Source organism: Planomonospora alba (genome assembly GCF_039534085.1).
In the GTDB taxonomy this organism is placed as follows: Bacteria; Actinomycetota; Actinomycetes; order Streptosporangiales; family Streptosporangiaceae; genus Planomonospora_B; species Planomonospora_B alba.
The window spans coordinates 227,447-235,394 of sequence record NZ_BAAAUT010000001.1; the positions used below are offsets into that span (position 1 = coordinate 227,447).

Consider the following 7,948-nt stretch of genomic DNA (forward strand, 5'->3'; position numbering starts at 1 on the left):
GGCGGTGGCACCGTGGCCGAGCCCGGGGCTGCGCGCCCGGCTGCTGTCCGCGTTCGCGCTGCTGTGCGTGGTCACCGCGGCGGCGGTGGCCGGCGGGATCTACGTCCAGGCCCGCAACGCCATCCTGCAGCGGACCCAGGACGCCGCGGTGCAGGCGATGACCGGCCGCCTGCAGGCGCTCTTCCCGCTGCGGGACCCGGCGCCGGGCCCGGCCGGGCTCGGCGAGATCGCCGGCGCCGTGACCGACGGGAACGTCTTCGCGATCGCCGCCTACCGCGGGACGCACTCGGCGGCCGGCGCGCCACCGCCGCCGCCGCCGGGGCACCGCGGGCCGGGAGACCCGCCGCAGGGGCGCGGCGGCCCGGGCGGGGCCGCGCCGGCCCCGGATCTCGGGGCGATACCGCCGCAGCTGCGGCGGGTGGTGGCCGGCGGCCGCGTCGCGTGGCAGCGCGTGGTGTGGCGGGACGCACCCTTCCTGATCATCGGCACGCCGTTGCTGGTCACCGAGCGGGGCCGGACGGTGCGGCTGTCCGGCATCGAGGTCTACGCCGTGCGCAGCCTGCTCCCCGAGCAGCGCAGCATCGACGGGCTCGCCGCGTCCGCCTGGCTCACCGGCGGGGCGGCCCTGGCGTTCGCGGTCGCCCTGGCGCTGCTGGCCACCCGCGGAGTGCTGCGCCCGGTGCGCGAGCTCGGCCGGGCGGCACGCCTGCTGGGCGAGGGCGAGCTGCGCACCAGGATCGCCGTCCGCGGCTCCGACGAGCTGGCCGACGTGGCGCGCACGTTCAACACCACCGCGGCGGAACTGGAACGGCACGTCGAGCAGCTGCGCGAGATGGAGGCCGACGCCCGCCGGTTCGTGGCCGACGTCTCCCACGAGCTGCGCACCCCGCTGGCCGCGCTCGCCGCGGTCGCCGACGTCCTCGACGAGGAGGCGGCCCGGCTGCCCGAGCCCGCCGGGCGGGCCGCCAGGCTGGTCAGTCAGGAGACGCTCAACCTCACCGCGCTGGTGAACGACCTCATCGAGATCAGCAGGTTCGACTCCGGCGTCGCGGTCCTCGCGCCGAACGAGGTCGACGTGGCCGAGCTGGTGCGCGCGACCCTGCGGGTCCGGGGCTGGTCGCAGCGGGTGCGGACCGAGCTCCCGCCCGCGGTGACGGCACGGCTGGACCCGCGCCGGGTGGACGTCATCCTCGCGAACCTGGTCGGCAACGCCCTGCGGCACGGCGAGCCACCGGTGTCGGTACGGCTCTGCGCCGACCCGCACCGGATCACCCTGGAGGTCCGCGACCACGGGCCGGGGCTGGACGAGGCGGTGCTGCCGCACGTGTTCGACCGGTTCTACAAGGCCAGCGCGGCCAGGGCCAGATCCGAGGGCAGCGGCCTGGGCCTGGCCATCGCGCGGGAGAACGCGCGCCTGCACCGGGGCGACCTCACCGTCGCCAACGCCCCGGACGGCGGCGCCGTCTTCACGCTGCGCCTGCCGCGGCGGGCGTCCGATCCGGACGGAGAGCCCGAGTGAGGACAGGGCCCGCCCGCCGCGTGCTCGCCGCGGGCCTCGTGTCGTTCGCCGCCGTGGCGGGCTGCGGCGTGCGGCCCAGCGACGCCATCCCCGTCGGCGACCCGCCGAGCGGACCCGTCGCACCGGCTGCCACGGTCACCCTCTACCTGGTGGAGGACGGCCGGCTCGACGCGGTGACGCGGCCCGGTGGCCCGCTGTCCCCGGCGGACGCGCTCGCGCTGCTGGCGGCCGGGCCCACCGCGAGGGAGCGGGCGCACGGGCTCACCACCGCCGTCCCGCCCGACGCCGGCCCGTTCTCGGTGACCGCCGGACCGGACGGCCACCTGGTGGTGACCCTGTCCACTCCGGCCGGCGAGCTGCCCGCACCGGCCGTCGAGCAGATCGTGTGCGCGGCCGCCACCGCGGCGCCGGGAAGCCCCGCCCAGGTCGCCGTCGTCGGTGCCGGGCGGAGCCTCGGCCCCCGGAGGTGCCCGGGGTAGCGAGGGCGGCCCGTCCGCTCAGCGGGCCACGCCGCGGTACAGGTCGCGGGCCAGGGCGGTGGTGCGGGCGGTGGAACGCCCCCAGGTGCTCCCCGCGGGATGGGCGGTGAGCAGGACCATGATCCAGCGCTCTCCGCGGCCGGCGAGCCCCGTGGTGTGCAGCACCGGGCGCCCCAGGTCGGGGACCGGACCCGCGGATCCGGCGCTCGCCGTACCGGCCGTCGTGGCGGCCGGTACGGCGACCGGCGCGGCCTCGGGGGAGGGGGGAGCCCACCGCGCGGCCGGGACCGCCGCGGGGGAGGCGGCGGACGGCGGCGCCGCGGGGGAGGCGGCCGGGCGGGCGCAGCGGGCCGGGGGAGCGGCGCCGTACCCCGACCAGCCCTGCTTGACGGCCGACGGGCCGGGGACCCCGCTCGGGATCCCGAAGGACTGGTCGAAGCCGTCGGAGCCGCACCGCCCGGCCCTGCGCAGGTGGCCGAGGATCACGTCGCGGACCCGCGGCTCGGCGCGGTCCAGCAGATAGCGGTAGACCGTGACGACGTCCATCGCGCTGAGCGAGGTGTAGCCCCAGAAACCGGGCCGGTCGGCCGGCGGGGGAGCGGTGTCGGTCAGCCCGAGCCTGCGCGCCGTCCGCTGGACGATCCTGCGCTGCCCGCCGCGGTTCCAGAACGCCGTCGCGGCGTCGTCGTCGCTGACCCGGAGCATGGCCTTGAGCAGCGCGCGGTCCGGCGCGGGGAGCGTCCGGCGCGACTCCAGCAGGTCGATCGCGATCAGGAGCTTCACCACCGAGGCCGAACGGAACCTGCGGTGCGCGCCGCGGTGCGCGACGATCCGGTTCGCCTGCCGGTCGAAGACCGCGTAACCGGCCGTCGTGCCGGCCGGGACACGGGGCGCGGGCGGGGCCGCCGCCGTCGCCGGGGCTGCGGTCAGGAGCAGGCAGGCCGCCACCGGGGCGGCGAGGAAGCGCATCACCCGCCCATGCCTATCAGAGACCGCGTCCGGCGGGGGCCAGGCCGGAGCCTGAACCGGGGATGTGCCGGCCTGAACCGGGCCCGGGCCCGGGCCTGAACCGGGGCCGTGCCGGTCGGCCGGGTGCCGCCTCCCCGGGACGGGGCCGTCCGCCCGGTGCGTCCCCGGGCCGCCCGGCCGGGCGGGCCGGGGACGCACCGGGCGTCAGGCGCGGGCCGCGATGCGGGTGATGAGCGGCTGCACCAGGCGCGCGGCCAGCGGGCCGAAGGCCGCCAGGATGAGCACGTAGGTGGCGGCCAGCGGCCCCAGGTCGGGGTGGGCGCCGGCCGACACGGCCAGACCGGCGATGACGATGTTGAACTCACCGCGCGGGATGAGCGAGATGCCCGCGCGCACCCGGCCGGCCCGGGCGATGCCGGCGCGCCGGGCGGCGTAGACGCCGGTGAACAGCTTGGTGACCATGCTGACCAGGGCGAGCGCCGCGGCCAGCAGGGCGACGGGCGGGATCTTCGTCGGGTCGGTCTGCAGGCCGAAGAAGACGAAGAAGACCGCGGCGAACAGGTCGCGCAGCGGGGCCAGCAGCTGCTGGGCGTCCTCGGCCAGCTCGCCCGAGAGGGCGATGCCGACCAGGAACGCGCCGACCGCGGCCGAGACCTGCAGCTGCTGGGCGGCGCCGGCCACCAGCAGCGCGAGCCCGACGACCTTCAGCAGCAGCACCTCGGAGTTCGGGCTGGCCACGAACGCCTCGATGAACCGGCCGTAGCGGAGCGCGACCAGCAGGACCACGCTGACCGTGGCCAGCGCGATGCCGACGGTGATCGCCCCGTTGACCAGGCTGAGGCCCGCGAGCATGGCCGTCAGGACCGGCAGGTAGACCGCCATGGTCAGGTCCTCGAAGACCAGCAGCGACAGCACCACCGGGGTCTCGCGGTTACCGATCCAGCCCAGGTCGCTCAGGACCTTGGCGGCGATGCCGGAGGAGGTGGCGTAGGTGACGCCGGCCATGGCCACGGCGGCGACCGGGCCCCAGCCGAGCAGCAGCGCGCAGATCGCGCCGGGCGCGGCGTTGAGCACCAGGTCGACCAGGCCGGCCCGGGCGTTGCCCTTGAGGCTGGTGACGAGCTCGTCGGCGTTGTACTCCAGGCCGAGGGTGAGCAGCAGCAGGATGACACCGATCTCGGCGCCGGTGGCGATGAACTCCTCGCTGGTGGCGAGGGGCACGATGCCGCCGGTGCCGAAGGCCAGGCCGGCGATCAGGTAGAGGGGGATGGGGGAGATGCCGACGCGCAGCGCCAGCGCCCCGAGGACGCCGAGCCCGAGCAGGACGGCACCGAGCTCCAGGAACAGGATCGCGACGTGGTGCACTCGCGGCCCTCAGCCGTGGGCGACGATGTCGGCGACGGCGGACGTGCTCTCCGGGCTGCCCACGACGACCACGATGTCGCCGGCCTCCAGCCGGAAGTCCGGGGCCGGGCTGGCCGCCACCTGGCCGGAGCGGACCACGGCCACGATGGAGGCGCCGGTGCGGGAGCGGACCCGGGCGTCGCCCATCGGGCGCCCGGCGTACGGCGAGCCGGCCACGATCGGGAACTGGAGGCTGACCAGCCCCTCGACCTCCTCGTGCAGGGCGTTGAGGCGCTGCACGATGCGCGGCGCGCCGAGCAGCTCGACCAGCGCGTCGGCCTCCTCGTCGTTGAGCTTGACGACCTCGCAGGCCCGGTCGGGATCGTCTTTGTCGTAGATCACCAGATCGCGGCGGCCCGTCCGGTGGGAGATGATCCCGATCCGGCGCCCGGAGCGCGTGGTGAACTCGTGCCGCAGCCCGATCCCCGGCAACGCCGTCTGCTCGACTTCCACCGCGCCGATCCTCCGCATTCCCATGTAGCCATCATGTTTCCCCGAAAACTACCAATCGACGCCGTCGGACACCGAACCGGTCTGTCGGCGGGGCCGGGACCGCAGAGGCGGGTGCGGCGCCGCCCGTGCGCGGTGCGCAGGCGCGGACGGCGGCAGGGGACGGCGCGCGGCGGGACTGCGGCACGGCGGCGCGCGGCGGGGCTTGCGCGGGGGCTATGGGCGGGAGAGGCTTCCCCCATGCCAGAGGACCGCCCGTACGATCTCGTGCTGTTCGGCGCCACCGGCTTCACCGGCGCGCTCACCGCCGCCTACCTCGCCCGCGCGACCGGCCCGGACTGCCGCTGGGCGCTGGCCGGCCGGAGCCGGGCCCGGCTGGAGGCGGTCGCCGCGCGGATCGGCCGGCCGGAGCTGCCGCTGCTCCACGCCGACGCCGCCGACCCGGTCTCGCTGGCCGGGGTCGCCCGCAGCGCGCGCGTGGTCGCCACCACCGTGGGCCCGTACATCGTGCACGGCGAGCCGCTGGCCGCCGCCTGCGCGGAGGCGGGCACCCACTACGCCGACATCACCGGCGAGCCGGAGTTCGTCGACCTGGTCTTCGCCCGCCACCACGCGCGGGCGCGGGAGACCGGCGCCAAGCTCGTGCACGCCTGCGGGTTCGACTCCGTCCCGCACGACCTGGGCGTGCACTTCACCGTCCGGCGGCTGCCCGAGGGCGTGCCGCTCCGCGTCGACGGGTACGTGCGGGCGGGCGGGCGGCCGTCGGCCGGCACCGTGCACTCGGCCGTCACGGTGCTGGCCCGGGCCCGGCAGAGCGCGTCGGCCGCCCGCGAGCGGAGACGCCTGGAGGAACGCCCGGCCGGGCGCCGGGTGCGGGCCGTGCCCGGCCCGCCGCACCGGGTGGGCGGATGGGCGCTCCCGCTGCCCACGCTCGACCCGCGGATCGTCGCGCGCTCGGCCCGCGCGCTGGAGCGCTACGGCCCGGACTTCGTCTACCGCCACCACGCGGCGGTCCGGACCCTGCCCGGCGCACTGGGCCTGGCCGCGGGCGCCGGGGCGCTGGCCGTGCTCGCGCAGATCCCGCCGGTGCGCGCGGCGCTGCTGGAGCGCTTCCGGCCCGGGGACGGCCCCACCCCCGAGCAGCGGGCCGCGGGCTGGTTCAAGGTCACCTTCGACGGGCGCGGCGGGGGCGAGCGGGTCGTCACCGAGGTCGCGGGCGGCGATCCCGGCTACGACGAGACGGCGAAGATGCTGGCCGAGTCGGCGCTCTGCCTGGCCTTCGACGACCTGCCGGAGACGTCGGGGCAGACGACCACCGCCGCGGCGATGGGCGAGGCGCTGACCGCCCGCCTGGAGCGGGCGGGCATCACCTTCCGGGTCCTGTCCCGGGGCTGACCCCGGTTCACGCCGCGCGGGCGGGGCGGTCCGCCGTCGCCCCGCACGACGTGAGAGTCACGACCGTCCCCGCCGCGCGGGCGGGGCGGCCCGCCGTACGCCGCTCGCGCGGTCCGGCCGCTCAGCGGCTGCGCACCCCGTGGGCGCGGAACTGCGCGTGCACCCGCTCCAGCAGCTCCGCCGAGGGCGGCTCGGTGCCGGGCAGCGGGTACGGCAGGCCGAGCCCGGCGTACTTGGCCTCGGCCATCCGGTGGTAGGGGAGCACGTCGACGTGCTCGACGTTGGGCAGGGTCGCGGCGAAGGCGGCCAGGCCGTCGACGTTCTCCTCGGCGTCGGTCAGGCCCGGCACCAGGACGAACCGGACCCAGGCCGGGCGGCCGAGCTCGGCCAGGCGGCGGGCGAAGCGGACCGTGGGGTCGGGATCGCGCGTGGTGACCTTCCGGTAGGCCGCCGGGTCCCACGACTTGACGTCCAGCAGGACGAGGTCGGTGTCGGCGAGCAGGGCGTCGCTCGCCCGGTGCCCGAGGTGGCCGGAGGTGTCCAGCGCCGTGTGCAGGCCGGTCTCGCGGCAGCGGCGCAGGAGCTCGCCGGTGAAGGCCGGCTGCATGAGCGGCTCGCCGCCGCCGGCGATCCGGATGAACCGGCGGTAGCGCTCGGCCCGGGCCACGAGCGCGTCGACCGTGGTGCGCGTGCCGTCGTGCATCCGCCAGGTGCCGGGGTTGTGGCAGTACAGGCAGCGCAGCGGGCAGCCGGAGGCGAACACCACGAAGCGGGTGCCGGGCCCGTCCACCCCCGTGGAGATGTCCCAGGAGTGGACGGAGCCGGTGACGGGCCCGGCGGTCCCGGCGGCGGGCCCGGCCGCGGCGGGCACCGCCGTCGGGACCTCAGACAGGCTGTCGGCGGCCACCGACAGGCCGGCGATGCCGCAGGCGAGGGTGCGCTTGACCGGGTAGTCGTGCAGCGCCATCTCGATGCGCTCGTAGGCGTACTTGCCGTGCATGTAGTGGATGACGTTGAGCGCGTCGACGTAGGTCTCGGCCACCCAGTCCATCATCCGGTCCAGGGCGGCGGCGACCTCGTCGTAGGAGAGCCGGTCGCCGGTGACCGGCGGGTGCGCGGGGCCGACCTGCTCGCCGGTGATCTCGTCGCGGCCGCCGTTGATCGCGTACAGCAGGGTCTTGGCCAGGTTCACCCGGGCGCCGAAGAACTGCATCTGCCGGCCCACCGGCATCGCCGAGACGCAGCAGGCGATGGCGGTTCGTCGGGACCTCCGCCTTGGAAAACCGTCCGCATTCATGTTCGCCCCGGGGAGGGACCCGGACCGGAGCCGGACGTCACCGCGGGCAGGGACCTTCGTCACGAGGAGGCCGCGGCGGCTCACGCGGCGCCGAGGACCTCCGGCGCGGGCCGGCGGGGCGCCCGCGGCACGGCGGGCCCGTCCCACGCGGCGCCCGCCCCCGCCCGGGGGCGGGTGCCTGTCTTCGCTCCCGCCCGGACCGGGTGGAAGACTTGGGGGTGGGTCTGGCCCGACGGACGGAGGGGACGGGCGTGGGCGAGGGATCTCTGCTTCCGCACATGCGGCTGGACGACCTGCTGGCGGAGCTGCGTGACCGGCTGGAGACGGTGCTCGCGACCCGGGACCGGGTGCACGCGCTGCTGGAGGCCGTGGTCTCGGTGGGCAGCGACCTCGACCTGGAGACCGTGCTGCGCCGCATCACCGAGGCGGCGACCG

7 protein-coding genes and 1 pseudogene are annotated in these 7,948 nt (G+C 76.8%); 4 read left to right on the plus strand and 4 right to left on the minus strand.

The window, feature by feature from the left end:
• Positions 1–4 precede the first annotated feature (4 nt).
• Both ABD823_RS01000 and ABD823_RS01005 read left to right on the plus strand, forming a co-directional pair.
• On the plus strand, positions 5–1,519 hold the full coding sequence (locus tag ABD823_RS01000; protein WP_344854801.1) for an ATP-binding protein: 1,515 nt from the start codon (positions 5–7) through the stop codon (positions 1,517–1,519).
• Complete coding sequence (locus tag ABD823_RS01005; RefSeq protein WP_344854803.1) at positions 1,516–1,998, plus strand: hypothetical protein; 483 nt, start codon at positions 1,516–1,518, stop codon at positions 1,996–1,998. The genes ABD823_RS01000 and ABD823_RS01005 overlap by 4 nt, the downstream gene beginning before the upstream one ends.
• An 18-nt stretch (positions 1,999–2,016) precedes the next feature.
• On the opposite strand, the gene ABD823_RS01010 is transcribed toward ABD823_RS01005, so the two are convergent.
• The 3 genes from ABD823_RS01010 to ABD823_RS01020 all read right to left on the minus strand — a co-directional run bounded on the left by ABD823_RS01010 (position 2,017) and on the right by ABD823_RS01020 (position 4,848).
• On the minus strand, positions 2,017–2,967 hold the full coding sequence (locus tag ABD823_RS01010) for a serine hydrolase (RefSeq protein ID WP_344854823.1): 951 nt from the start codon (positions 2,965–2,967) through the stop codon (positions 2,017–2,019).
• Positions 2,968–3,171: 204 nt separating this feature from the next.
• Entirely contained in the window at positions 3,172–4,332 is a 1,161-nt protein-coding gene (locus ABD823_RS01015; RefSeq protein WP_344854805.1) for a cation:proton antiporter, read from the minus strand.
• Between the two features lie 9 nt (positions 4,333–4,341).
• Positions 4,342–4,848 carry a cation:proton antiporter regulatory subunit gene (locus ABD823_RS01020; protein WP_425566548.1) on the minus strand — a complete coding sequence of 169 codons (507 nt, stop codon included), beginning with the start codon at positions 4,846–4,848 and terminating at the stop codon, positions 4,342–4,344.
• Between the two features lie 213 nt (positions 4,849–5,061).
• Between ABD823_RS01020 and ABD823_RS01025 the strand changes: the two genes are divergently transcribed.
• On the plus strand, positions 5,062–6,216 hold the full coding sequence (locus ABD823_RS01025; protein ID WP_344854807.1) for a saccharopine dehydrogenase family protein: 1,155 nt from the start codon (positions 5,062–5,064) through the stop codon (positions 6,214–6,216).
• Positions 6,217–6,337: 121 nt separating this feature from the next.
• Here the strand turns inward: ABD823_RS01025 and pflA are convergent, their stop codons facing one another.
• Positions 6,338–7,513: a pyruvate formate-lyase-activating protein gene (gene pflA, locus ABD823_RS01030; protein ID WP_344854809.1), complete on the minus strand. Its 1,176-nt coding sequence runs from the start codon at positions 7,511–7,513 to the stop codon at positions 6,338–6,340.
• 251 nt (positions 7,514–7,764) lie between these two features.
• Between pflA and ABD823_RS01035 the strand changes: the two are divergent.
• A pseudogene (locus ABD823_RS01035) lies at positions 7,765–7,948 on the plus strand (histidine kinase); the annotation flags it as partial.

Coding starts and splice junctions, on each gene's coding strand:
- ABD823_RS01010 (WP_344854823.1), bottom strand. CDS start 2,967: ATGCGCTTCCTCGCCGCCCCGGTGGCGGCCTGCCTGCTCCTGACCGCA.
- ABD823_RS01020 (WP_425566548.1), bottom strand. CDS start 4,848: ATGGGAATGCGGAGGATCGGCGCGGTGGAAGTCGAGCAGACGGCGTTG.
- ABD823_RS01025 (WP_344854807.1), top strand. CDS start 5,062: ATGCCAGAGGACCGCCCGTACGATCTCGTGCTGTTCGGCGCCACCGGC.
- pflA (WP_344854809.1), bottom strand. CDS start 7,513: ATGAATGCGGACGGTTTTCCAAGGCGGAGGTCCCGACGAACCGCCATC.